This window comes from Salinisphaera sp. G21_0 (genome assembly GCF_017744115.1).
Taxonomy (GTDB): domain Bacteria; phylum Pseudomonadota; class Gammaproteobacteria; order Pseudomonadales; family Endozoicomonadaceae; genus Endozoicomonas.
Genome location: NZ_JAGHQW010000254.1, coordinates 1 through 595 on the forward strand (window position 1 = coordinate 1; position 595 = coordinate 595).

Annotated in this window: 1 protein-coding gene; it reads right to left on the reverse strand. The window is 43.7% G+C overall.

Features of this window, described 5'->3' with window-relative positions; translation table 11 throughout:
* The coding region (locus J7439_RS25925) for a hypothetical protein (RefSeq protein WP_209204940.1) at positions 1-522 on the reverse strand (522 nt) is incomplete at its 3' end.
* Positions 523-595 lie beyond the last annotated feature (73 nt).

A 595-nucleotide genomic window follows, 5' to 3' on the forward strand; every position in this document is an offset into this window, starting at 1 on the left:
GCCCTCTTTCAAGCAGGGCAGGGTCAGGAAGGCCTTCACGTCCTTATCTTTCGGTAAGCCTTTGCCATGACACATGGAGGCTATTTGTTTCAAGCATGGGTTATCAGCAACCGACTGAATGTTTTCCTCGGGTACTTCTGCAAACGCCTTTATCTGAGTCTTCGAGTTGAGCATGCTCGTAAGGCAGCTGGTATTTGTAATCTGCCGGGTATTTACAGCTAAAAAGAACGTGTTAGCCTTAGCAAAATAACCTTCGAAAGTCTGATAATCTTTAACAATGCTGAAGTTTTTTAACTTGGAAAAGAGCGAGTGTGCGGGCGGCTTCCCCCTGTCTCGCGCTAGTTGGATTTTCCTGTCATTGAGGGTTTTCAGCAGTATCCCGGCATTCTTTAGTACTGCTTGTATTTCTTGATTATTTAAATGTATTCGTAGTTCATTTTGCTGGTTTAAAGAAAATTCTGAAATTGCTGTTTCACTGTTAATTTCTGTAGTGAGCGGTACATCCTCCATTGGTACTGGCATATCCTGCACCATCTCTGAGGTATGCTCATTGCCAGTTAACGGCCTGTTGTCGCTGGCTGTTGGTAGATTTATT